This is a genomic window from Mycolicibacterium thermoresistibile, from assembly GCF_900187065.1.
Lineage (GTDB): Bacteria > Actinomycetota > Actinomycetes > Mycobacteriales > Mycobacteriaceae > Mycobacterium > Mycobacterium thermoresistibile.
Window position 1 is genome coordinate 2,988,789 of the sequence record NZ_LT906483.1, and the last position, 22,145, is coordinate 3,010,933.

The following is a 22,145-nucleotide window of genomic DNA, read 5'->3' on the forward strand; positions in this document are numbered from 1 at the left end:
CGTCATGGCACTGTTCGCCGTACTCCGGGAGGATCTGCGCAACGCCCGGGCCCATGATCCGGCCGCGCGTGGGGACCTGGAGAACGCGCTGGTGTATTCGGGCCTGCACGCCATCTGGGCGCACCGGGTGGCGCACCGGATGTGGGCCCGGCCGGCGCTGCGGGGGCCCGCCCGGGTGCTGATGCAGATCGTCCGGGCGGTCACCGGTATCGAGATCCACCCGGGCGCCACCATCGGCCGGCGCTTCTTCATCGACCACGGCATGGGCGTCGTGATCGGCGAGACCGCAGAGATCGGCGACGATGTGATGATCTACCACGGGGTGACGTTGGGTGGCCGCACCCTCAAGAAGGTCAAGCGCCACCCGACGATCGGCAACCGGGTCACGATCGGCGCCGGCGCCAAGGTGCTGGGCCCGATCACGGTCGGCGACGACAGCGCGATCGGCGCCAACGCCGTCGTCACCCGCGATGTTCCCCCGGAGTCGATAGCGACCGGCATACCCGCGGTGGTGCGGCGTCGCACCGATCGGGAGCGCGAGGAGGCCGTCGACCCCACCTGCTACATCGACCCGGCCATGTACATCTGATCGTGGGTCGAACGTGAGCTCATGAGTCATATCGGGCCTGGTTCTGGCACACAGGCTGACGTTCGGCGGCCGAATGGTGAGGCCGGGGCGGTGCGCGAGCTGTGGCGCGGGCTCGGTCTGCCGGGTCTGATCGACGTGCACACCCACTTCATGCCCAAACGGGTGATGGACAAGGTGTGGCGGTACTTCGACTCGGCCGGACCCCTGGTCGGCCGCGAATGGCCGATCAGCTACCGCCTGGCCGAGACCGAGCGGGTCGAGGTGCTGCGCGGTTTCGGTGTCACCCGGTTCACCTCGCTGGTGTACCCCCACAAACCCGACATGGCGGCGTGGCTGAACCAGTGGGCGGCCGAGTTCGCCCGCACCACACCGGATTGCCTGGCGACCGCCACCTTCTATCCGGAACCCGGTGTCGCCGAGTACGTCACCCGGGCGATCGACGACGGCGTGCGGGTCTTCAAGGTGCACGTCCAGGTCGGCGGCTACGACCCCACCGACCCGCTGCTCGACGACGTGTGGGGTGTCATCGAGGACGCCGGGGTCCCGGTGGTGATCCACTGCGGGTCGGGTCCGGCGCCGGGCGAGTTCACCGGGCCGGAGCCGGTCCGATCGCTGTTGGGGCGACACCCCCGGCTGCGGCTGATCATCGCGCACATGGGGATGCCCGAATACGTCGACTTCATCGATCTGGCCGAACGATTCGACGGTGTCCGGTTGGACACCACGATGGCCTTCACCGATTTCGCCGAGAAGGTCATGCCGTTTCCCGCCGACCAGTACCCGCGGCTGGCCGGCCTCGGTGAGCGGATCGTGTTCGGCAGCGATTTCCCGAACATCCCGTATCCGTATCCGCATGCGCTGCAGGTGCTGACCGAACTGCCCGGCATCGACGACGACTGGTTGTGCAACGTGCTGTACCGCAACGCCGCCGAGCTGTTCAGGGTGTGACGCGCCCACCGGCTCACGGGCCCACGTCCACCGCCAGCATGCCGTCGGCGGCGCGCCGCACCACGGTGCCGAACCGGCGACTCGCATGCTCGAGCGTGCCGCGCAGCCACTCCGCGTCGGAATCCGAGGCGTGCTCGAGGCGCATCCGCCGCATCCGCATCGGCGCCATCGTCAGCGCCGTGAGCCGCCCGTCGCGACGGTCGATCGACGCGAAGTACATCAGCCGCAGTTCCGGGCGGAACATCTCGTGGCCGCCGATGCCCTCGTAGTCGTCGATCATGTCGCCACATCCGTGAAGGATGAGCTTGCCGCGGTACACCTCGATCGGCCGCGGGTGGTGCGACGAGTGCCCGTGGACCACGTCGACGCCCTCGTCGATCAACCGGCGCCCGAACCGGATCTGTTCCTCGTCGACGTCATATCCCCAGTTCGAACCCCAGTGCACCGACACCACCGCGATGTCGCCGTCGCGCGTGCCGGCCAGCACCCGGCGGGCCACCGCCGCCGCGGTGTGTTCGGACAGATCCGGCAGCAGCGCCACCCCGGGACGCCGGTGGCCGGCCGCCCACCCGGCGGGGACTCCGCTGGTGGTGGCGCCCACCGAGGCGACCACGACCCGGGTGTGCTCCCCGGCCGGCACGGTCGCGGGCCGTTCGGCTTCGTCGAGGTCCAGACCCGCGCCGGCACAACCGATTCCGGCGTCGTACAGGGTCCGCAGCGTGTCCGCGAGTCCCGCGCGGCCGAAGTCGAGGACGTGGTTGTTGGCCAACGCGCACACGTCGGGGCCGACCGCCGTGAGGCAGTCGACATTGGCGGGGTGCATCCGGTAGTGCACCGCCTTGCCCGGCGCGAACTCGGCGCTGGTGGTCACGCTGGTCTCCAGGTTGATCACCCGGACGTCGGGCCGCACGTCGGCGAGGACCGCCAGTGCCTCCCCCCACGGCCAGGTCGAGTCGACCGGCGCCGGGATCGCGCCGTTGACCCGTTCCGCCAGCCGCACATAGGTTCTGGCGTCCTTCACCACCGGCTCGCGCAGCGTCGGGTCGCCGGGACGGGCGAGGATCTGGTCGACGCCGCGCCCGGTCATCACGTCACCGGTCAGGAAGACGAGGACGTCCGACGCGGTCCGGGAAGTCACAGCACCAGTATCCGGGCAGCCGGGTCGGTCAACCGATCTTGCGCAGCATCAGGTCGGCCACCGCGACCGCTCCCCTGGTGTCGCCGGCCGCTGCGCCGCCGGTGAGCTCATCGGTGATCTCCCCATCGGTGATCTCGATGTCCACGACGTAATCCCGCGCCACGCCGAGGGCGCGCTGCATCGCCGTGCCGGTGTCGCGCATGACCACGGCGGACACCACGGCGTGCTCGCCGGCATGATCGACCGTCACGCCGGTGATGCGGCTCGCTCCCCCACCCCGCTGGTCCAGTACCAGGGTCTGCCCGTTGCAGCGGTACCAGGTGTCGGCCGCCGCGGCGAAGAACGCCTCGGCGTCGGTTGGGGTGGCGAACCGGACCACGCCGAAGAAGCCGGACATCGTCGGCTGCTCGCCGGACCCGCCGGCCCACGATCGGCTGGCCACGCCCCGGACCGGGCCGGTGCCGTACACCGACTTCTGCAGGCGGTAGGCGGGCCCGACACACTCGGGAGGGCTGGCGGCGGCGTCGGTGATCCCCGCCAGCAGGGCGTCCGCGTCGCCGTCGACGAGCGGTCCGGTGAACCCCGCGGTGCCCAGCAGATCGCTCAGTTCCTCGGCGGTCGGCAGGATCGGCGCCAGCGGCCGCGACTCGGACGGCACGACAGCCGGATCGATCCGCACGGCGGGCGGCGACTCGGCCGCCTGCGGGTCGGCGGTCACCGTGCAACCGGCGAGGCAGACACCGACGGCCGCCACCGCGACCGTCGCCCCGAATCGCCGCATACCGTCTCCTGGAACCGAACCCGCGCATCGAGAACCGGCGCATTCGCCGTACTCCTCGATAACACGTCCCCGGCGGCGCTGCGGGCGTTTTCCCCAAGCCGGGCGGCGGCCCCGGTTTCGGCCGCCGGCGTCGGTCTCGGTCCTGCTTCTGGTTTTCCGGCCGCCTATTTCTTGGCGTTCTTGTCCCCGGCCGCGTCGGTGGACAGGGCCGCGACGAACGCCTCCTGCGGCACATCGACCCGGCCGATCGTCTTCATCCGCTTCTTGCCCTCCTTCTGCTTCTCCAGCAGCTTGCGCTTACGGCTGATGTCGCCGCCGTAGCACTTGGACAGCACGTCCTTGCGGATGGCGCGGATGTTCTCCCGGGCGATGATCTTGGACCCGATCGCGGCCTGCACCGGCACCTCGAACTGCTGACGCGGGATCAGTTCACGCAGTTTGGTGGTCATCTTGCTGCCGTACTCGTAGGCCGCGTCCTTGTGCACGATCGCGCTGAACGCGTCGACCGGCTCACCCTGCAGCAGGATGTCGACCTTCACCAGCGACGACTCCCGCTCGCCAGCCTCCTCGTAGTCCAGGCTGGCGTAGCCGCGGGTGCGCGACTTCAGCGAGTCGAAGAAGTCGAAGATGATCTCGCCCAACGGCATGATGTAGCGCAGCTCGACGCGTTCCGGCGACAGGTAGTCCATGCCCTGCAGTTCACCGCGCCGGGCCTGGCACAACTCCATGATCGAGCCGATGAACTCGCTGGGCGCGATGATGGTCACCTTCACCACCGGCTCGTACACCGCCCGGATCTTGCCCTCGGGCCAGTCGGACGGGTTGGTGACCTTCACCTCGGTGCCGTCCTCCTGGATCACCCGGTAGACGACGTTCGGCGCGGTGGAGATCAGATCGAGGTCGAATTCACGTTCCAGCCGTTCCCGGGTGATCTCCAGGTGCAGCAGGCCCAGGAATCCCAACCGGAACCCGAACCCGAGCGCCACCGACGTCTCCGGCTCCCAGGTCAGCGCCGCATCGTTGAGCTGCAGCTTCTCCAGCGCGTCGCGCAGCACCGGGTAGTCCGAGCCGTCGACCGGATACAGCCCCGAGTAGACCATGGGTTTGGGTTCGCGGTAGCCGGTCAGCGGTTCGGTCGCCCCGTTGCGGGCGGCGGTCACGGTGTCGCCGACCTTGGACTGGCGCACATCCTTGACCCCGGTGATCAGATATCCCACCTCGCCGACGCCGAGGCCGTCCGACGGTTTGGGTTCCGGTGAGACGATGCCCACCTCGAGCAGTTCGTGGGTGGCGCCGGTGGACATCATCACGATGCGCTCGCGCGGCGTGATCTTGCCGTCGACGACACGCACATAGGTCACCACGCCGCGGTAGATGTCGTATACCGAGTCGAAGATCATCGCCCGGGTCGGCGCGTCCGGGTCACCGACCGGTGGGGGAACCTGGCGCACCACCTGGTCGAGCAGTTCGGCGACGCCCTCCCCCGTCTTGCCCGACACCCGCAGCACCTCTTCGGGCTCGCATCCGATGATGTTGGCGATCTCAGCGGCGTACCGGTCCGGGTCGGCGGCGGGCAGGTCGATCTTGTTGAGCACCGGGATGATCACCAGGTCACGGTCCAGCGCCAGGTACAGGTTCGCCAGCGTCTGCGCCTCGATGCCCTGGGCGGCGTCGACCAGTAGCACCGCACCCTCGCACGCCGCCAGGGCGCGCGACACCTCGTAGGTGAAGTCGACGTGCCCGGGGGTGTCGATCAGGTGCAACACGTGGTCGACACCGTCGACCCGCCACGGCAGCCGGACGTTCTGCGCCTTGATCGTGATGCCACGTTCACGCTCGATGTCCATCCGGTCCAGGTACTGGGCCCGCATGGTGCGGTCGTCGACGACCCCGGTCAACTGCAGCATCCGGTCCGCCAACGTCGACTTGCCGTGGTCGATGTGGGCGATGATGCAGAAGTTCCGGATCCGCTCGGGATCGGTGAATGTCTTGTCAGCGAAGCTGCTGATGGGAATCTCCTGGTGAAGACCGGTCGGGTATGCCTCACCAGGGTATCCAGCGACGGCTTCGGCGGCACAATCGCGGGCCGTCGTTCACATATGCTCGAAACATGGCGTCGCAGTGGAAGCCGTTCCAGCGCTTCGTGCAGGCCACCGAGAAGCTGGTGTTCGACGAAGCGCCGAGACTCATCCGCCAACTGCAGAAGCCCGACGGTCTGCCGCGCAATGTGCAGCGCGGTCTGCGGATGGGCCTCGACGCCGGGCTGAACGCGCTGGCCGGCGCCATCGCCGAGGAGGCGACCCCCACCCTCACCGGCCGTCCCATCACCCGGCACAGCGTGCCGACCGCGCAGCGGGCCCGCAGGGTGGTCTACGCGCCCGACCTCGACGGCCGCGCCGACCCGGGCGAGATCGTGTGGACCTGGGTGGCCTACGAGGACGACCCGACCCGCGGCAAGGACCGCCCGGTGCTGGTGGTCGGCCGGGACCGGAACACCCTGCTCGGTCTGATGCTGTCCAGTCAGCAACATCACGCCGACGACCCGGAGTGGGTGAACATCGGGTCGGGCAGCTGGGACTACGAGGGCCGGACCAGCTGGGTGCGGCTGGACCGGGTGCTGGACGTGCCCGAGGAGGGCATCCGCCGCGAGGGCGCGATCCTCGAACGGCACACATTCGAACTGGTCGCCGCGCGGCTGCGCGCCGAATACTCCTGGAGCTGACTATCCGCCGGTGATGTAGGCGTGCAACTGCTCCTGCTCGGCCTCCAGCTCCTCCAGCCGGGTCTTGACGACGTCACCGATGCTGACGATCCCGGCGAGCCGGCCGTCCACCAGCACCGGGACGTGGCGCACCCGGTTGTCGGTCATCATCGCCGCCAGATCGTCGACCGCGTCGTCGGGCGAACACGTCACCACCAGGCTGGTCATGATCTCCGACACCGGCTGATCGAGCAGGTTCGCGCCCCGTTGGTGCAGTTTGCGGACGACGTCGCGCTCGGACACCATCCCGGCGATCCCTCCGGACCCGTCCGGACGGACCACCACCATCGCGCCGACATTGTGCGTCGCCATCTCGGCGAGCAGCCCGGTGATCGTCGTGGTTTCGGTGACGGTGGCCACCGTCGAGCCCTTCCGACGAAGTACGTCCGCGATACGCATGGCGCCCCCGCTGGTGAAGTGATCTATTTCACATCGATTCCCACAGCCTACCGTGTCGTCAGCGCGCCGGGCGCCACATCAGAAACATGCGCGGACCCCCGTCGGGGAGTTCGATCTCGGCGGTGACGTCGAATCCGAACCGCTGGTAGTAGGCCACGTTGTCGGGGTTGGTGCACTCCAGGTAGGCGGGTGCGTGCTCGGCGTCGACCCGGTCCAGCCGGGACCGCATGAGCGCCTGCCCGAAGCCCCGGCCGCGCACCGCCGGGTCGCTGCCGATCACCGCGAGGTACCAGTGCGGCTCTTCGGGATGGTGCTTCTTCATGAGCTCGTCGGCCTGCCGGGCGGCGGCCGCCCGGCGACCGAATGCGCGCAGGAACGCGGGCATCATGAGCAGGTCCTGCCACCAGGCCGACTTCCAGTGCCCGGGCGGATCCCACAGCGCCGCGGCCGCGACGGGATGTCCGGCCGTTCCCGCCACCTCGCTGGCGTCGAGACCGAGGAAGTGATGGCGGGTCATGGCGGCGAAGATCCGGGGCAGGCCGCGGGCCCGCGCACCGGGGTCGGGCAGCATCCACACCATCAGCGGATCGTCCTGGAACGCCCGGCCCAGGGTGGAACCCAGCCGGTTGGCCATCCCGCGCCGGGCGGGCTGCACCTCGACCTGCACCATCGAACGACCTCCACCATCGAACGACCTCCACCATCGAACGACCTCCACCATCGAACCCTGCCACACGTCTCCGGTCCGACCGTCTCGTTTCGGCCCCGGGACGGGGCCGGAACCGGTAGGCATGGGGTCATGATCGAGGTCACTCTGCTCGGCACCGGAAGCCCGGTCCCCGACGCCCACCGCGCCGGTCCGTCGACGTTGGTGCGCGCCGGCCACCAGACGTTGTTGATCGACTGCGGCCGCGGGGTGCAGCAGCGGATGGCGGGCGCCGAGACCAGCGCCACCGCCCTGACGGCGTTGCTGCTGACGCATCTGCACAGCGATCACATCGCCGACCTGGGCGATCTGCTCATCACCCGGTGGATCAGCAATTTCGACCCGCAGCTGCCGCCGTTGCCGATCATCGGCCCGCCCGGTACCGCCGAGGTGGTGTCGGCGACGCTGCGCGCGTTCGGCCACGACATCGGCTACCGGATGAAGCACCACGCGGATCTGACCACTCCACCGCAGGTCGACGTCAAGGAGGCCACCGAGGGCGTGGTATGGGACGTCGACGGGGTTCGGATCCGGGTGGCGCCGACCGACCACCGGCCCGTGACGCCGACCATCGGGTTCCGCGTCGAGCACGACGGGGCGTCGGTCGTGCTGGCCGGCGACACCGTCCCGTGCGAGAGCCTCGATGAGCTGGCGGCCGGGGCGGGAGCGATGGTGCACACCGTCATCCGCAAGGAATTGATAGCCCAGCTCCCCCAGCAGCGGATCCGCGAGATCTGCGAGTACCACTCCTCCCCGCAGGAGGCCGGTGCGACGGCGGAACGGGCGGGCGTCGGGATCCTGATCCTCACCCACTACCTCCCGCCGGTCCAGCCCGGCCAGGAGGATGAGTGGCGGGCGCAGGCCGCCACCACCTTCAGCCGGCAGATCGAGGTGGGTGATGACCTGCACCGGGTGCAGGTCCATCCGGGCGTCGGCTCCGCTCGCTTTGGGACTTCGCCGTAACCGCTGGTAACCTGATCCCTTGCTGCCCGCCCCCTGGGGGCGGCGTCACCGCTTGAAGACCCCAGCTGAGGAATACGAAGGACTTACGCGTGGCCAACATCAAGTCGCAGGAGAAGCGCAACCGTCAGAATGAGCGCCGTCGACTCCGCAACAAGTCGGTGAAGTCCTCGCTCAACACGGCGGTCCGTCGCTACCGCGAGGCTCTGGAGGCCGGCGACAAGGCCAAAGCCGAAGAGCTGCTGCACGCGACCAGCCGCAAGCTCGACAAGGCGGCCAGCAAGGGCGTCATCCACAAGAACCAGGCGGCCAACCGCAAGTCGGCGCTGTGGCAGGCGTTCAACAAGATCTGATCAACAGTCTGGAACCGCCGCTGATCGGCCTCTGATCGGCAGGCGATCACATCCGGAGCCGACGGGTCCGGGTCAGTCCGCGACCAGTTCGGCCACCTTCCGCACCGTCGACTCCAGGGCGTATTCGGCGTCGGCGGCCGCGCCTTTGACGTCGGCGTTGAGGGCGGCCACCAACCGGATGGCCTCGGCGACCGATTCCCGTGACCATCGCCGCGCCTGCTTCTGCGCCTTCTGCACCCGCCAGGGCGGCATGCCGAGCTCTCCGGCCAGCCGGTACGGATCGCCCGACACCGGCCCGACCCGGGCGATGCTGTGCACCGCTTCGGCCAGTGCGTCGGCCAGCACCACATGCGGTTCTCCCCGCATCAACGCCCACCGCAACGCCTCGGCCGCCCCGGCCACATCGCCGACCACTGCCTTGTCGGCGATGTCGTATCCCTTCACCTCCGCCTTGCCGCTGTAGTACCGGCGGACCGCGGCGGCGTCCACCTGACCGCCGGTGTCGGCGATCAACTGGGAGCAGACCGCCGCCAGCTCGCGGATGTCCGAGCCGACGGCGTCCAGCACCGCGGCGACGGTGTCGTCGGACACCTTCACCTTGCCCGCCCGGAACTCGCGCCGCACGAACTCGGCGCGATCGGCTTGTTTGGTGATACGGGCACACGGATACACCTGGGCGCCAAGCTTTTTCAACTTCTCCGCCAGGGCCTTGGCCCGGCCGCCACCGGAGTGGACGACCACCAGCACGATGCCCGCGGGCAGGTCGGCGGCGGCGTCGGAGATCAGCGCGACGGCGTCCTTCCCGGCTTCGGCGGCGGGCTCGAGCACCACCACCCGTTCGTCGGCGAACAGCGACGGGCTGAGTAGTTCGGCGAGTTCGTGGGTGCTGACATCGCCGGCCCGCATCCGGTTCACCGGAATGTCGGCGGATCCGGCGCGGCGCCTGGCATCCCGCAGCACCGCCGCGACCGCGCGTTCCACCAGGAACTCCTCGTCACCGAGCACCAGATGCAACCGGCCATCCTGATCACTCACGCCACGATCGTGCCATGTCACCCCGACGGTCCGGGCCCGGCCACCGTCCACGCGACGAGGCTCAGTACCGTCCCGGCGGTGGCCCACCGAATCCACGGCCGCCGCCACAGCAGCACCGCCGCGACGGCGCCGCCGGCCACCACGGTCACCCCGGCGACACCGGACGGCACCGGCACCGCCGAACCCGGCACGGCGGCCGACCACCGCGCCACCTCCAGTAACCACCACACCTCCGGGCCGGCGAACCGGATCAGCAGCTGGGCGCCGTCCGGCCAGCAGGCGCCGAGCGCCGCGGCCACCGTCCCCAACACCGTGATCGGTGGAATCACCACCGCCACAGCGAGGTTCGCGGCGATCGACACCAGGCTGAGCCGCCCGGAGATGCCGGCGATCAGCGGGGCGGTGACCACCTGCGCGGCAGTGGCGATGCTGACCGCGTCGGCCAGCGGTTTCGGCCAGCCCCGTGCGGTCAACCGCCGCGACCATGCGGGGGCGATGACGATCAGCGCGGCCGTCGCCGCCACCGACAGCGCGAACCCGGCGTCGACGGCGAGTTCGGGTGCGGCGACGACCAATCCGAGCACACTGGCCGCCAGCGCCGGAATCGCCTGGCGGCGGCGGTGCGACACCATCGCGAGCAGGGTGATGGCGGCCATCACCGCGGCCCGCAGCACACTGGCCGACGGCAACACCACGATCACGAACGCCACCAGCGCCACCGCGGCGGCCGCCACCGCGCAGCGGGGACCCACCACCGCCGCGGACAGCAGCACCGCACCGCAGACGATCGTGACGTTGGCGCCGGACACCGCGGTCAGATGGGTCAGACCGGCGGCCCGGAATTCCGCGGTCACCCGCCCGCTGACCGCCGAGGTGTCACCGAGCACCAGGGCGGGCAGCATCGCCGCCTGCTCGGCCGGCAGCACCGCCCGCGCCGATTCGGCGAACCCGGCCCGGACCCGATGAGCGGCGCGCAGCAACGCCGGGGCGTCGCCGGGCACCGGACTTCCCGTCGCGGACAGGGTCGCCACGGTCAGGTCGCGCCGCGCCGGCCGGCCGATCCGGGCGGTGAACCCGGCCGGCTGGCCCGCGATCAGCTCGCCGTAGCGGGCCGCGGACGCGAACACCACCACCCGCCCGGACATCCGCTGCCCGTCGGCGGACCGCAGCGTGCCCCGAAACATCAGCCGCCCGCCGCCGAGCGGACGGGGAATCTCGGTCGGGGTGACCACCACGCCGGCCACGGTGCCGTATCGGTCGGTCAGCGGGTGGCGGTCCAGGTGGTCGGTACGCAGGGTGATCGCGACCGCCATCGCCGCGCCGACGGCGGCGACCGCGACGACCCCGGCGGCGAGGGTGCGCCCGCCGGCCGCTGATCGGGTGCTCCCCCACCACCCCACCGCCACCGTGAGCGCCACCGAGAGCAGGGCCGCCGGCAGCGCACCGCCGCCGGGCCACACGATTCCGGCCGCGGTGACAGCCCACGCGGTCCCGGCAGCCGGGACCAACCGCAGGTCGTAGTGGTCTCGCTGGCCGCCGTTGAGGTCATGCTGGTCGCCGTCGCCCGGGCCCGGTCCGGACACCGCGCGTCAGACGTGGACCCGGTCGCGCAGCTTGTCCAGCCGCGCCGGGCCGATGCCGTCGACCTCGAGCAGCTGGTCGACACTGTCGAACCGCCCGTTGCGGTCCCGCCACGCCACGATGGCCTCGGCGGTGACCGGGCCGATGCCGGGAAGGGTGTCGAGTTGCTCCACCGTCGCGGTGTTGAGGTTGACCGATCCGCCGGCGGCGCCGCCCGGGTCGGGCGCGGTGGATTCGCCGGCCCCGCTCGCCGGGGCGCCGGCCGGATCGCCCGCCCCGGTACTGATCGAACTTCCCAGTGCCGCAGGCTCACCGGGCACGGCGGCGATACCCACGATGATCTGTTCCCCGTCGGTGACCCGGCGGGCCATGTTGAGTCCGATCAGGTCCGCCCCGCCGACGGCGCCGCCGGCGGCGGTGAGGGCGTCCGCCACCCGGGCGCCGGGCGCCAGCCGGACCAGTCCGGGTTTGTGGACCAGACCGACCACACTCACCACCACCGGTTCATCCGGGGCCGCAGTGGTCTGCGGTCCGGGTGCGGCGCTCGCGGACGAGACCATCTCCACCGGCGGCAGGTTGGCCGACATCACCGGCGGCGTCTCGTCACGCACCAGGGCGAAGATGGTGATCAGCACCGCGGTCACACCGACGGCAACGAGCGCGACGGCCCCGGCCCGGCCGGGATCGGCGCGGATCGCGGCCAGCCATCCACCGGATGCGCCGTCGGTGTTGTCGGGCAGCCACTTCGACAGCACCGCATCCGGCGCAGTCCCGGATTCGTTCGCGGCCGTCCCTTCCTCCCCGCGGTCCTCGCCGCGTTCTTCCCCGCGGTCCTCCCCGCGGTCTTCCCCGGTGTCGGTGCGGCCGGACCCGCTGTCGGGATGGTGGCCGGCGCCGAGGCGCCGGTACAACCGGGCGGCCGGGAGTTCGGTACGCATGTGCCCGACGGTAGGGCCGCCGGCCGACCGGTTGTGGTCAGCTCAGCACCGGCTGCGCCGGGCTGGGGACAAAGCCGCGATTGTGGATGATGCTCGGCCGGTCAGGATCCGTCCCGATCCCAGCCGTCGCTGCGCCAGCACACCCAGTCGATCTCGACCAGCGCTCCGACCGCCAGCCCGGTCACGCCCACACAGGTGCGGGAGGGCAACCGCTGCGGGAACCAGGACGCATACGCGTCGTTGAACGCCTCGTAGTCCGACCAGTTCAGCAGATACGCCCGCACCTGCACCACGTCGGCGATGCCGCCCCCGCACAACTCGGTGACCCGGAGAAGATTTCGCAGCACCTGATCGGTCTGCGTCGCGATGTCGTCGCCGACCAGCGCGCCGGTGGTATCGGTGGGCATCTGACCGGTGACGTACAACGTGGGCCCGGCCGCGGTGGCGTGGGCGAACGGCGCCACCGGCGGGGGCACACCGTCGTCCTTACCGAACGTGAACGATCGGATACCGGTGGTCATGAGTTCCTCACCACCGCGACAGCATAGGTCGGCCTGCGGACCGGATCGCACCGGCACGACTCGGTTTCTGCCAGGTGCCGATCAATTGCTGCCATCGCGAAATCAACCGCCGACGCCCGGGGTTCCACCGGACATCACTGACAGAAGCCCGAAACCGGGTGTCACAACGAAAGCGAGGCGTCTCATGACGAAGCTGGCCATCGCCACCCTGGTCGCCGGCGGATTGACCGCTGCCACAGCCGGACTGACCGGAACCGCCGTCGCTGCACCGGCCGAACCTGGCACCGCCGACACCGTCATCAGTCAGTTGCAGCGCGACGGTTACCGCGTCATCGTCAACCGCATCGGCACCGCACCGTTGAACCGCGCCACCGTTGTCGCCATCCGGCCGGGACAGACCTACAGCCGCACCGACTCCGGGGTGGCCGGCGCCGGTGACGACATCGTCACCACCGTGACCGGCCGAACCGTCTACGTCGACGTGAGATAGGCGGGTGCGGAGACTTTGCCGTCGTACGGCAAGGATCACTGTGCCGCAACGGGATTCACTGCAGCAGCCCGATGCACACGCCGACCGCGCCACCGCCGACGTGCACGCCCAGCACCGGCCCCATGTCCGACACCGTCAGCGATTCGATGTGCGGGAGTCGGCTGGTCAGTGCGGCGCCGACCGCGTCGGCGGCGTCGTGGTTGTCGACGTGGTGCACGGCCACCATCGCCCGCTGATCACCGATGGTCTCGGCCGCCTTGTCGATCAGGGCGGCGTGCGCCTTGGTGACCGTCCGGATGCGCTGGTCGAGCACCAGCCGGCCGTCTTCGTCCAGCGACAGCAACGGTTTCAACGCCAATGCGGTGCCCAGCCAGGACGACGCCGCGCCGATCCGGCCGCTGCGACGCAGATTGTCCAGCCGGTGCACCACGATGAAGGCGTGACTGCGGGACACCGCGGCGCGGGCGGCCGCCTCCACGGCGTCGAGGTCGGCGCCGTCGGCGGCCGCCCTGGCCGCGGCGAGCGCGACGAAGCCGACACCCATTGCCGCGGATCGGGAGTTGACCACCCGCACGGCGGGACCGAACTCCCGGGCGGTCTGCACGGCGGAACCGAAGGTGCCCGACAGCGCCGCCGAGATGTGCACCGCCACGACGCCGTCGCCGTCGCTGTCGGCCAGCGCGCTGCGATACGCCTCGCTCAGTTCGAGCGGGGTGGCGCCGGCCGTGGTGACATTCGGTCGGTTGTGGATGTCGTGCGGCACCGGATCGATTCCGTCCCGAAGATCGGTGCCGTCGACGAGCACATGCAACGGCACCTGCCGGATCGCCCACCGGGAACGGACCTCGGCGGACAGCCGTGCCGAGGAGTCGGTGACCACCACGACCGCCACGTCAGCGCTCCAGTCCGTCGGGCGGCACCCCCGCTTCGGCCAGTGCCTTGAGCATCAGATCGGCCACCGCCCGGTGCGCCTCGAAGTTCCAGTGGATACCGTCCGGATTCCCCCGGCCGCTCATGATGTGGTCCTCCACCGCCGCTTTGAAGTCCACCAATGCCACATCGTGCTCGTCGGCCCATCGGGTGATCGCCCGCGCGGTCGGCTCGCGCCCGTGGTGCGCCCGACCATAGGTGTCGGCGATGTGCACCGACGGCAGCGCCGCCACCACCGGGATCCCGGGCCGGTTGAAATCGATCGCGCCGCGGGTCATCTCGAGATACTGCACCGACACATGCGGGGGCAGCGCCGATCTCGCATACGGTGACAGCCGAGGCTGCAGCCAGCCGTAACCGTCGCGCACCCAGCGCCGCAGCCGCGGCGGGCGGACATAGCGGATCAACTCCCGCAGTGCCGTGGGCAGCGGTGAGGGCAGCGAATCCATGCCGCCGGTCGCGAAGATCACCGCACCGGCGCGGGGCAACGCCGCCCACGCCCTCGGGTCCTGGGTCGCCGCCCACCACACGTCGCGGGAGGTCCAGCCGATCCGCCCGATCAGCTCGACATCCCACCCCAGTTGCTGTGCAACGAGATTCGGCCAGATCCGGGGGTCATCGGCGGGCAGCCCGCCGGTGGGACCGTAGTACGCCAACGAGTCGGCGAACACCAGCAGGACGGGCGGCCGCCCGTCGCCACGGTCAGAGGACATCGCCGGCGACCTGTGCCGAAGCGTTCCACACGTCGAGCCGCCAGCGGATGCGGTCGAACACCGAACCGTCCGGATCGCCGCCGTCCGGATCGGCCGGACCGTGCCCGCTCAACTGCACCCAGCTGGCGTTGCCCATACCGCCCAGCGCCGGCCAGTTGTCCACCGGCAACCCGAGCAGGGCCGCGGTCAACGCGGCGATCAGACCGCCGTGCGCCACCAGAACCACCGGGCGGTCCTGACCGTCGGCGCCCCAGTCTCGGTGTTCGGCAACCAGCTCGGCGACCAGGGGCAGGCTGCGGGCCGCGACGTCGACGCGGCTCTCGCCGCCGTGCGGCGCCCACCGGGCATCGTCGCGCCAGGCCAGCCGCGCCCCGGGGGCCGCCGCATCGACCTCCAGATGGGTCAAACCCTGCCATTCTCCGAGATGGGTTTCCCGCAGCCGCGGGTCGACCTGCACCGGCAACCCGGAACGGTCCCCCAGTTCCACCGCGGTGTCGAACGCGCGCCGCAGATCCGACGACACGATCGCCAGCGGTTGACGTTTGGACAGCACCTCGGCGACCGCGACGGCCTGCGCCCGGCCCAGATCGCTGAGGTCGGTGTCGAGCTGCCCCTGCATCCGGCTGCCCGCGTTGTACTCGGTCTGCCCGTGCCGCAGCATCACCAGTTTGCGTACCCGCATCACGCGCCATCCCGATCGGCGGGGTCGACATCGGCGGGGTCCAGATCGACCGGGACGGTGGGGCAGTCCCGCCACAGCCGGTCGAGGGCATAGAACTCGCGCTCGTCCTGATGCTGGATGTGCACCACGACGTCGATGTAGTCCAGCAGTGTCCAGCGACCTTCGCGGGTGCCTTCCCGGCGGGCCGGTTTGTAGCCCGCGCGCCGCATCTTCTCCTCCACCTCGTCGACGATCGCGTTGACCTGACGCTCGTTGGAGGCCGACGCGATGACGAAGCAGTCGGTGATGACCAACTGCCCCGACACATCGATCACCACCACGTCTTCGGCGAGTTTGGCCGCAGCCGCACGGGCCGCCACCGTCGCCATCTCGATGGCTTCCTTGGACGCCGTCACTGATCTCCTTGGCTCTTCGCGCACGCGCGCTTCGCTGATGGTTGTGGGACGACCCGGTCCGGGTTCTGATACAGCTTGCGTTTGGCCACGTACTGCACCACCCCGTCGGGCACCAGATACCAGATCGGCCGCCCGGCCGCGGCCCGCGCCCGGCAGTCACTGGACGAGATCGCCAGCGCCGGCACCTCGACCAGGGTCAGCGCGTCGGCGGGCTTCTCCTTCAACGCGCCGAGGATGTGCTCCCCGTCCAGTTCGTACCCCGGCCGGCTCACCCCGACGAACCGGGCCAGCGAGAACATCTCCTCCCAGTCCTGCCAGGACAGGATCGATGCCAGCGCATCGGCGCCGGTGATGAAGTACAACTCGGCGTCGGGGTGCATGGTCTTGAGGTCGCGCAGCGTGTCCCGGGTGTAGGTGGGTCCCGGACGGTCGATGTCGACCCGGCTCACCCCGAAGCGGGGGTTGGACGCCGTCGCGATGACCGTCATCAGATAGCGGTCTTCGGCGGCGGTGACCTCGCGGTGCTTCTGCCAGGGCTGACCGGTCGGCACGAACAGCACCTCGTCGAGATCGAACAGATCGGCGACCTCACTGGCAGCGACCAAGTGACCGTGATGGATGGGATCGAACGTCCCACCCATCACACCGAGTCTCCGGGTCCGCGATTGCACAAATATCGAGCTTACGGTAGGCCTGCGCCGGGACGGCCGGGGTCAGACCGGCAGCAGCTGATCGATGACCGCGGCCAGCTGTTTGGCAGACCGGCATTCGTGCATGGTGATGACCTCGGAGTATCTCGGCACCGCGGAGTCGCCGCTGCCCCACAGGTGCCGCGGTTCGGGGTTGAGCCAGTGCGCGTGCCGGCTGGCGTCGACCATCCGTTCCAGCAGCTCCAATTCCGGATTGCGGTAGTTGTTGCGGCCGTCACCGAGGATCAGCAGCGAGCTGCGCGGCGACAGCGCGTTGGGGTACTTGTCCAGAAAGGACACGAACGCGTGGCCGTAGTCGGAGTGCCCGTCGCGGGTGAACACCTCGGCTTCGCGGGTGATGCGCTGCACCGCCACGGCCAGATCGGCGTCGGGTCCGAACAGGTCGGTGACCTCGTCGGTGGTGTCGATGAAGGCGAAGACCCGGACCCGGCTGAACTGTTGGCGCAGCGCGTGCACCAGCATCAGGGTGAAGTGGCTGAACCCGGCCACCGAACCCGACACATCGCACAGCACCGCCAGTTCCGGCCGGGCCGGATGCGGTTTCTTCAGCACCAGGTCGATCGGGACCCCGCCGGTCGACATCGATCTGCGTAATGTCTTGCGCAGATCGATCTCACCGGCGCGGGCGCGGCGGCGGCGCGCGGCCAGCCGGGTGGCCAGCATCCGGGCCAGCGGCGCCACCACCCGCTGCATCTGGCGCAGTTGTTCACCGGAGGCACGCAGGAATTCGACGTTCTCCGCCAGCTGCGGCACCCCGTACATCTGGACGTGTTCCCGGCCGAGCTGTTCGGCGGTGCGCCGCTTCGTCTCCGCCTCCACCATCTGCTTCAGCTGCAGGATTCGCTGCGCGGCAATGGCTTTGGCGATCTGCTCCTGACTCGGTGTGGGTTCGTCGCCGTACGGTGCGAGCAGCCCGGCAAGCAGCCGGCCCTCCAGGTCGTCCAGGGCCATCGCCTTGAGCGCCTGATATGACGAGTACGACGGTCCGCGGCTGGAGTTGTACCGGCCGTAGGCCTCGACGATCTTGGCGATCATCATGGCCAGCCGTTCGTCGAGATTCGCGAGTTCCTCGTTGTCGGCGAGCAGATCGAGCAGCGCGGCACGCATCGCCTCGATGTCCTCGGCCGGCAACCCGGGGTCGTCGGTGGGCTCGCCGTCCTCGTCGAGCACGGTGCGCGCCCCCAGCGCCGCAGGGAAGTACAGGTCGAACAGCGCGTCGTAGGTGTCGCGGTGATCGGGCCGGCGCAGCACCGCGCAGGCGATGCCCTCCCGCAACACCTCCCGGTCGCCCAGCCCGAGCACCGATACCACCCGGCCGGCGTCCACCGTCTCCGACGGCCCGACGTAAATCCCCTGTGCCCGCAGGGCTTCGATGAACTCCACCAGATGGCCGGGGATGCCGTGCGGCGCCAGCGGCTGCGGTGGGCGGGTGCGGCGGACAGCCATCGCGATCCCTAGTTCAGCTTCAGTTCGCTGATCGCGCGCTGCTGGTCGGACTGATGTTTGAGCACCACCCCCAGGGTGGCGGCGATCATCTCGTCGTCGATGGTGTCCATGCCCAGCGCCAGCACGGTGCGGGCCCAGTCGATCGTCTCGGCGACCGAGGGCAGTTTCTTGAGTTGCATACCGCGCAACACCCCGACGATGCGCACCAGTTCCGATGCGATCCGCTCCGGGAGCTCCGGCACCCGGGACAGCAGGATGCGCCGCTCCAGATCCGGATCGGGGAAGTCGATGTGCAGGAACAGGCAGCGGCGCTTCAGCGCCTCGGACAACTCCCGGGTGGCGTTGGAGGTGAGCACGACGAACGGGATGCGCTCGGCGGTGATGGTGCCCAGTTCCGGCACGGTCACCGCGAAATCGGAGAGCACCTCCAGCAGCAGACCCTCGATCTCGATGTCGGCCTTGTCGGTCTCGTCGATCAGCAGCACCGTCGGCTCGGTGCGCCGGATCGCGGTCAGCAGCGGCCGGGACAGCAGGAATTCCTCACTGAACACATCGTCTTTGGTGCGTTCCCAGGCTTCGCCGCCCGCACCCGCGTTTCCGGCCTGGATTCGCAGGATCTGCTTGGCGTGGTTCCACTCGTACAACGCACGGGCCTCGTCGACGCCCTCATAGCACTGCAACCGGACCAGTTCCGAACCGGTGGCCTGCGCCACCGCCCGGGCCAGTTCGGTCTTGCCCACCCCTGCGGGTCCTTCCACCAGCAGCGGCTTGCCGAGCCGATCGGCGAGGTAGACCGCGGTCGCGGTCGCGGTGTCGGGCAGATAGCCGGTCTCGGCGAGTCGCCGGGACACATCGTCGATGTCGGCGAACAGCGGCGCCGAGCGGGCAGGAAGGCTCACGGATATCTTCTCCTGTGGGTCAGGCCGGACGGGTGTGGCCGTGCCCCCACACGATCCACTTGGTGGACGTCAGCTCGGGCAGCCCCATCGGGCCCCGGGCGTGCAATTTCTGGGTGGAGATACCGATTTCGGCACCGAACCCGAACTGCTCACCGTCGGTGAAGGCGGTGGAGGCGTTGACCATCACCGCGGCGGCGTCGACCTCGTCGCTGAACTTCTGGGCCGCCGCCAGATCGGTGGTGACGATCGCTTCGGTGTGGCCGGTCCCGTACTCGTTGATGTGCTCGATCGCCGCGTCCAGGCCGTCGACCACGACCAGCGCGATGTCCATCGACAGGAACTCGGCCCGCAGGTCCTCCTCGGACGGGTCACGGCGCACGACGACACCGGCCTGCTCCAGCGCCCCGACCAGCCGCGGCAGCGCCTCATCGGCGATTCCGGCGTCGATCAGCAGCGACTCAGCGGAGTTGCAGACGCTGGGCCGGCGGGTCTTCGAGTTCAGCACGATCCGCTCAGCGATGTCGAGGTCGGCGGCGGAGTGGACGTAGACGTGGCAGTTTCCGGTGCCGGTCTCGATCGTCGGCACCTGCGCGTCACGCACCACCGCCTCGATCAACCCGGCGCCACCCCGCGGGATCACCACGTCGACCAGGCCGCGGGCCTGGATCAGATGCGTCACACTGGCCCGGTCGTCGCTGGGCAGCAGCTGCACCGCGTCGGGGTCGAGCTGTTGTTCGGTCAACGACGCCCGCAGCACCTCCACCAGCGCCGCGTTGGATCGCGCCGCCGACGAGCTGCCGCGCAGCAGCACCGCATTGCCGGACTTCAGCGTCAACCCGAAGGCGTCGACGGTGACGTTGGGCCGTCCCTCGTAGACGATGCCGACCACGCCGAGCGGCACCCGCTGTTGACGGAGTTGCAGACCGTTGGGCAGGGTGCGGCCGCGCAGCACCTCCCCGACCGGGTCGGGCAGGCCGGCGACCTGGCGCAGTCCGGCGGCGATACCGTCGATGCGCTGCGGATTCAGCGCGAGCCGGTCCAGCATCGCCTCCGGTGTGCCGGCGGCCCGGGCGGTCTCGAGATCTTCGGCGTTGGCGGCCAGGATGGCGTCCGCGCCGGCGAGGATCGCGTCGGCGGCGGCGTGCAGGGCTTGATTCTTGACCGTGGTGCCTAGCGTCGCCAGACCACGCGAGGCGCCACGCGCACGACGGGCCGCGTCGTGCACCTGTTGACGCAGCCCGGGCACCGAGGGGGCTTCCACACTCATCTGACCAGGATATCGGTTGTTATGTCATGACGAATGGCGCGGGTGCGCGGGCGGGCGCCCGACCGGCCGGGCGCGGGCGGGCGCCCGACCGGCGTGCGGCGGGTTGTGCTGGTGCGGTGCGCTCCCTAACGTCCGACATCGTGGCGGCCCGGGTCTGTGTGGTGGGAAGTGTCAACCTCGATCTGACGTTCAACGTCGATGCGCTGCCCGAGCGTGGCGAGACGGTGCTGGCCCACTCGATGTCCTCGGCGCCCGGCGGCAAGGGCGGCAACCAGGCCGTCGCGGCCGCCCGGGCGGGGGCCGACGTCGAGCTCATCGCGGCACTCGGTGACGACGCTGCCGGTGAACGGCTCCGCAGCCATCTGCGCGACAACGGGGTGGGCCTCGACGGGGTCACGACGGTGGCCGGGCCGAGCGGCTCGGCGGTGATCGTGGTCGACTCCGACGCCGAGAACACCATCGTCGTGGCTCCCGGGGCGAACGCGGCGCTGACCATCGACGCCGAGGGTGACGGCGCCGACGACAGCGCCTCGGCCGGCGCGATCATCGCCGCCAGTGACGTGGTGCTGATGCAGCTGGAGATCCCGGCGGCCACCGCGGTGGCGGCGGCGCGCCGGGCGCGCGCCGCCGGCGCGGTCGTCATCGTCAACGCGTCGCCGGCGGGGGCGCCGTCCGCCGAGTTGCAGACGCTGGCCGGGCTCACCGACGTCGTGGTGGTCAACGAAACCGAAGCGCGGCAGTGGCGTTGGCCGGTGCCGCATCTGGTGGTCACCCGCGGCGCGGCCGGGGCCCGCTACCAGGGCATCGCCGGGGCCTTCGACGTGCCCGCACCGGAGGTCGCGGCGGTGGACAGCACCGGCGCCGGCGATGTGTTCGCCGGGGTGCTGGCCGCCGAGTGGCACACCGGACCGCAGCGGGCGGTGCGGCGGGCGTGTGCGGCGGGCGCGCTGGCGACACTGATTCCCGGCGCCGGCGATTGCGCCCCTTACAGTAAGGCCATCGATGGCGCCATCAGAGGCGACGTGGAGAGGCTAGGAGATCCATGACGAGCACACCGACACCGGACGCACCCCGCCCGCCCCAAGGTGACTGGCTGGGCACGAAGTTCCTGCGGTTCGACCGGGAGGGCCCGTTCGGGATCTGCACACTGGACCGCCCGGAGGCGCGCAATGCGATGACGCCGGCAATGTACTTCGGCATCAAGTACGCGGTCAACCACGTCGGCTCGGATCCGGATCTCGCCGGGCTGCTGATCACCGGCACCGGGGACGTGTTCAGCCCCGGCGGCGACATGGGCGGCGGCGGTGAGGACAACTGGCTGACGTTCGGATCCGCGCTCGGGATGGACGCACTGCCGTTCGACACCCTGCGGCAGTCCGCCAAACCGGTGGTCGCCGCGGTCAACGGGTTGTGTCAGGGCGGCGGACTGCAGATCGCGTTGTGCGCCGACATGGCGGTGGTCAGCGACCGCGCCACCTTCCGGGTGCCGGAGCTGTACCGCGGGATCGCCGACACCTACTACAGCCACATGCTGGCCCGGTTGATCGGCCCGGTGCGCACCCGCGATCTGATGTTCACCGGCCGCACCCTGTCGGCTCAGGAGGCGCTGGACTGGGGGCTGGTCGCGCGGGTCGTACCGCACGACGAGCTGCAGGACGCCGCCCGCGAGGTGCTGGCCCAGTGCTGCCGCACCGCCCCCAGGGCGCGGGCCGTCGTCAAGTCGAGCCTGGACAACTACATCGGGCTGTACGACCGCATCGGGATGCAGTCCAGCCTGGGCGCACCGGAGTCGATCGAGGGGTTTTTGGCGTTCAAGGAACGCCGCTCGCCCGACTGGGTGCACCCGGACCTGCGCATCGACGGCCGGCTGTAGTCACCCCCGAGTCACCCCCGCACGGCGATA

Annotated in this window: 24 protein-coding genes and 1 pseudogene; 8 read left to right on the forward strand and 17 right to left on the reverse strand. The window is 70.1% G+C overall.

Translation table 11 applies throughout. The features are described from left to right. The first annotated feature begins 4 nt into the window (after positions 1-4). Both epsC and CKW28_RS14030 read left to right on the forward strand, forming a co-directional pair. Positions 5-589: a serine O-acetyltransferase EpsC gene (gene epsC / locus CKW28_RS14025; RefSeq protein ID WP_003926881.1), complete on the forward strand. Its 585-nt coding sequence runs from the start codon at positions 5-7 to the stop codon at positions 587-589. A 21-nt stretch (positions 590-610) separates the two neighbouring features. After that, the gene (locus tag CKW28_RS14030; RefSeq protein WP_081475547.1) at positions 611-1,537 is read left to right on the forward strand and encodes an amidohydrolase family protein; all 927 of its coding nucleotides are present in this window, start codon (positions 611-613) and stop codon (positions 1,535-1,537) included. Between the two features lie 13 nt (positions 1,538-1,550). Here the strand turns inward: CKW28_RS14030 and CKW28_RS14035 are convergent, their stop codons facing one another. The 3 genes and pseudogenes from CKW28_RS14035 to lepA form a co-directional block, all read right to left on the reverse strand. Continuing rightward, on the reverse strand, positions 1,551-2,675 hold the full coding sequence (locus tag CKW28_RS14035) for a CapA family protein (RefSeq protein WP_003926883.1): 1,125 nt from the start codon (positions 2,673-2,675) through the stop codon (positions 1,551-1,553). 28 nt (positions 2,676-2,703) lie between these two features. Next, positions 2,704-3,456: a sensor domain-containing protein gene (locus CKW28_RS14040; protein WP_003926884.1), complete on the reverse strand. Its 753-nt coding sequence runs from the start codon at positions 3,454-3,456 to the stop codon at positions 2,704-2,706. Positions 3,457-3,620: 164 nt separating this feature from the next. Next, positions 3,621-5,555 (reverse strand): annotated as a pseudogene (gene lepA, locus CKW28_RS14045) (translation elongation factor 4). An 11-nt stretch (positions 5,556-5,566) separates the two neighbouring features. On the opposite strand from lepA, the gene CKW28_RS14050 reads away from it, so the two are divergent. Beyond that, positions 5,567-6,178, forward strand: a complete 612-nt coding sequence (locus tag CKW28_RS14050) for a type II toxin-antitoxin system PemK/MazF family toxin (protein ID WP_003926887.1) — start codon at positions 5,567-5,569, stop codon at positions 6,176-6,178. Here CKW28_RS14050 and CKW28_RS14055 read toward each other — a convergent pair whose 3' ends face one another. Both CKW28_RS14055 and CKW28_RS14060 read right to left on the reverse strand, forming a co-directional pair. After that, entirely contained in the window at positions 6,179-6,616 is a 438-nt protein-coding gene (locus tag CKW28_RS14055; RefSeq protein WP_040547336.1) for a CBS domain-containing protein, read from the reverse strand. A gap of 58 nt (positions 6,617-6,674) precedes the next feature. Next, complete coding sequence (locus CKW28_RS14060) at positions 6,675-7,286, reverse strand: GNAT family N-acetyltransferase (protein WP_003926889.1); 612 nt, start codon at positions 7,284-7,286, stop codon at positions 6,675-6,677. A 129-nt stretch (positions 7,287-7,415) separates the two neighbouring features. Between CKW28_RS14060 and CKW28_RS14065 the strand changes: the two genes are divergently transcribed. Then, on the forward strand, positions 7,416-8,285 hold the full coding sequence (locus tag CKW28_RS14065) for a ribonuclease Z (protein WP_003926890.1): 870 nt from the start codon (positions 7,416-7,418) through the stop codon (positions 8,283-8,285). 89 nt (positions 8,286-8,374) lie between these two features. Continuing rightward, on the forward strand, positions 8,375-8,635 hold the full coding sequence (gene rpsT, locus CKW28_RS14070) for a 30S ribosomal protein S20 (protein ID WP_003926891.1): 261 nt from the start codon (positions 8,375-8,377) through the stop codon (positions 8,633-8,635). Positions 8,636-8,707: 72 nt separating this feature from the next. On the opposite strand, the gene holA is transcribed toward rpsT, so the two are convergent. The 4 genes from holA to CKW28_RS14090 all read right to left on the reverse strand — a co-directional run bounded on the left by holA (position 8,708) and on the right by CKW28_RS14090 (position 12,710). Beyond that, positions 8,708-9,670: a DNA polymerase III subunit delta gene (holA, locus tag CKW28_RS14075; RefSeq protein ID WP_040547820.1), complete on the reverse strand. Its 963-nt coding sequence runs from the start codon at positions 9,668-9,670 to the stop codon at positions 8,708-8,710. 17 nt (positions 9,671-9,687) lie between these two features. Beyond that, positions 9,688-11,253, reverse strand: coding sequence for a ComEC/Rec2 family competence protein (locus CKW28_RS14080; protein WP_003926893.1), 1,566 nt, complete (start codon positions 11,251-11,253; stop codon positions 9,688-9,690). Positions 11,254-11,259: 6 nt separating this feature from the next. After that, positions 11,260-12,189, reverse strand: a complete 930-nt coding sequence (locus CKW28_RS14085; protein ID WP_003926894.1) for a ComEA family DNA-binding protein — start codon at positions 12,187-12,189, stop codon at positions 11,260-11,262. 101 nt (positions 12,190-12,290) lie between these two features. Further along, complete coding sequence (locus CKW28_RS14090) at positions 12,291-12,710, reverse strand: RidA family protein (protein WP_003926895.1); 420 nt, start codon at positions 12,708-12,710, stop codon at positions 12,291-12,293. A gap of 184 nt (positions 12,711-12,894) precedes the next feature. Here CKW28_RS14090 and CKW28_RS14095 point away from each other — a divergent pair, with 184 nt between their 5' ends. Beyond that, entirely contained in the window at positions 12,895-13,200 is a 306-nt protein-coding gene (locus tag CKW28_RS14095; RefSeq protein ID WP_003926896.1) for a hypothetical protein, read from the forward strand. 55 nt (positions 13,201-13,255) lie between these two features. Here CKW28_RS14095 and CKW28_RS14100 read toward each other — a convergent pair whose 3' ends face one another. Genes CKW28_RS14100 through CKW28_RS14135 form a run of 8 tightly spaced genes read right to left on the reverse strand, consistent with a single transcriptional unit; the run spans position 13,256 to position 20,242 of the window. Next, complete coding sequence (locus CKW28_RS14100) at positions 13,256-14,092, reverse strand: DegV family protein (RefSeq protein ID WP_003926897.1); 837 nt, start codon at positions 14,090-14,092, stop codon at positions 13,256-13,258. 1 nt (position 14,093) lies between these two features. Then, entirely contained in the window at positions 14,094-14,843 is a 750-nt protein-coding gene (octT, locus tag CKW28_RS14105; protein WP_003926898.1) for a diglucosylglycerate octanoyltransferase, read from the reverse strand. Next, positions 14,833-15,525, reverse strand: coding sequence for a glucosyl-3-phosphoglycerate phosphatase (gene gpgP, locus CKW28_RS14110; protein ID WP_003926899.1), 693 nt, complete (start codon positions 15,523-15,525; stop codon positions 14,833-14,835). Before gpgP ends, octT begins: the two co-directional genes overlap by 11 nt. Further along, positions 15,525-15,920, reverse strand: coding sequence for a ribosome silencing factor (rsfS, locus tag CKW28_RS14115; protein WP_003926900.1), 396 nt, complete (start codon positions 15,918-15,920; stop codon positions 15,525-15,527). The genes gpgP and rsfS overlap by 1 nt, the downstream gene beginning before the upstream one ends. Further along, on the reverse strand, positions 15,917-16,591 hold the full coding sequence (nadD, locus tag CKW28_RS14120; RefSeq protein WP_081475549.1) for a nicotinate-nucleotide adenylyltransferase: 675 nt from the start codon (positions 16,589-16,591) through the stop codon (positions 15,917-15,919). The genes rsfS and nadD overlap by 4 nt, the downstream gene beginning before the upstream one ends. A gap of 42 nt (positions 16,592-16,633) precedes the next feature. Then, entirely contained in the window at positions 16,634-18,076 is a 1,443-nt protein-coding gene (locus CKW28_RS14125; protein ID WP_003926902.1) for a vWA domain-containing protein, read from the reverse strand. An 8-nt stretch (positions 18,077-18,084) separates the two neighbouring features. After that, positions 18,085-18,975, reverse strand: coding sequence for an AAA family ATPase (locus CKW28_RS14130; protein WP_003926903.1), 891 nt, complete (start codon positions 18,973-18,975; stop codon positions 18,085-18,087). Positions 18,976-18,994: 19 nt separating this feature from the next. Continuing rightward, complete coding sequence (locus tag CKW28_RS14135) at positions 18,995-20,242, reverse strand: glutamate-5-semialdehyde dehydrogenase (RefSeq protein ID WP_003926904.1); 1,248 nt, start codon at positions 20,240-20,242, stop codon at positions 18,995-18,997. Between the two features lie 140 nt (positions 20,243-20,382). Between CKW28_RS14135 and CKW28_RS14140 the strand changes: the two genes are divergently transcribed. Both CKW28_RS14140 and CKW28_RS14145 read left to right on the forward strand, forming a co-directional pair. Next, the gene (locus CKW28_RS14140) at positions 20,383-21,288 is read left to right on the forward strand and encodes a ribokinase (RefSeq protein ID WP_003926905.1); all 906 of its coding nucleotides are present in this window, start codon (positions 20,383-20,385) and stop codon (positions 21,286-21,288) included. Continuing rightward, entirely contained in the window at positions 21,285-22,115 is an 831-nt protein-coding gene (locus CKW28_RS14145; RefSeq protein ID WP_003926906.1) for an enoyl-CoA hydratase/isomerase family protein, read from the forward strand. Before CKW28_RS14140 ends, CKW28_RS14145 begins: the two co-directional genes overlap by 4 nt. The last annotated feature ends 30 nt before the right edge of the window (positions 22,116-22,145 follow it).

Bases quoted from the DNA above. Each gene is read 5' to 3' on its own strand.
- epsC (WP_003926881.1), top strand. From the start codon at position 5: ATGGCACTGTTCGCCGTACTCCGGGAGGATCTGCGCAACGCCCGGGCC.
- CKW28_RS14030 (WP_081475547.1), top strand. From the start codon at position 611: ATGAGTCATATCGGGCCTGGTTCTGGCACACAGGCTGACGTTCGGCGG.
- CKW28_RS14040 (WP_003926884.1), bottom strand. From the start codon at position 3,456: ATGCGGCGATTCGGGGCGACGGTCGCGGTGGCGGCCGTCGGTGTCTGC.
- CKW28_RS14050 (WP_003926887.1), top strand. From the start codon at position 5,567: ATGGCGTCGCAGTGGAAGCCGTTCCAGCGCTTCGTGCAGGCCACCGAG.
- CKW28_RS14055 (WP_040547336.1), bottom strand. From the start codon at position 6,616: ATGCGTATCGCGGACGTACTTCGTCGGAAGGGCTCGACGGTGGCCACC.
- CKW28_RS14060 (WP_003926889.1), bottom strand. From the start codon at position 7,286: ATGGTGCAGGTCGAGGTGCAGCCCGCCCGGCGCGGGATGGCCAACCGG.
- CKW28_RS14065 (WP_003926890.1), top strand. From the start codon at position 7,416: ATGATCGAGGTCACTCTGCTCGGCACCGGAAGCCCGGTCCCCGACGCC.
- CKW28_RS14085 (WP_003926894.1), bottom strand. From the start codon at position 12,189: ATGCGTACCGAACTCCCGGCCGCCCGGTTGTACCGGCGCCTCGGCGCC.
- CKW28_RS14090 (WP_003926895.1), bottom strand. From the start codon at position 12,710: ATGACCACCGGTATCCGATCGTTCACGTTCGGTAAGGACGACGGTGTG.
- CKW28_RS14095 (WP_003926896.1), top strand. From the start codon at position 12,895: ATGACGAAGCTGGCCATCGCCACCCTGGTCGCCGGCGGATTGACCGCT.
- octT (WP_003926898.1), bottom strand. From the start codon at position 14,843: ATGTCCTCTGACCGTGGCGACGGGCGGCCGCCCGTCCTGCTGGTGTTC.
- gpgP (WP_003926899.1), bottom strand. From the start codon at position 15,525: ATGCGGGTACGCAAACTGGTGATGCTGCGGCACGGGCAGACCGAGTAC.
- CKW28_RS14125 (WP_003926902.1), bottom strand. From the start codon at position 18,076: ATGGCTGTCCGCCGCACCCGCCCACCGCAGCCGCTGGCGCCGCACGGC.
- CKW28_RS14135 (WP_003926904.1), bottom strand. From the start codon at position 20,242: ATGAGTGTGGAAGCCCCCTCGGTGCCCGGGCTGCGTCAACAGGTGCAC.
- CKW28_RS14145 (WP_003926906.1), top strand. From the start codon at position 21,285: ATGACGAGCACACCGACACCGGACGCACCCCGCCCGCCCCAAGGTGAC.